The organism is Micromonospora sp. NPDC051141, from assembly GCF_044455765.1.
Classification (GTDB): domain Bacteria; phylum Actinomycetota; class Actinomycetes; order Mycobacteriales; family Micromonosporaceae; genus Micromonospora.
Window position 1 is genome coordinate 187,438 of record NZ_JBITFD010000017.1, and the last position, 478, is coordinate 187,915.

Annotated in this window: 1 pseudogene; it reads left to right on the top strand. The window is 72.6% G+C overall.

Features of this window, described 5'->3' with window-relative positions:
- A pseudogene (locus tag ACIA6B_RS27830) lies at positions 1-478 on the top strand (hypothetical protein); the annotation flags it as partial.

Sequence of the window (478 nt, forward strand, 5' to 3'; positions counted from 1 at the left end):
GCGACGCTCGCCGCCTCGGAAGCCGCTCTCACGACGGTCGCCACCGGAAGCGCCACCGGCACGATCGTCACGGCGGAAGCCACCCTCACGACGGTCTCCACCGCGGAAACCACCGTCACGGTCACCGCCCCGGAAACCACCCGAGCGCTCACCGCCACGGAAACCGCCCTCACGACGGTCACCACCCCGGAAACCACCGTCACGACGATCACCGCCCGGCGCACCACCGGCACGATCATCGCGGCGGAAGCCGCCCTCGCGACGGTCCCCGCTCGGCGCACCACCGGCACGATCATCGCGGCGGAAGCCGCCTTCGCGACGGTCCCCGCCCCGGAAGCCGCCGTCACGGTCACCGCCCCGGAAGCCGCCCTCACGACGGTCACCACCGCGGAAACCACCGTCACGGTCACCGCCCCGGAAACCACCCGAGCGCTCACCGCCACGGAAACCGCCCTCACGACGGTCACCACCCCGGAAA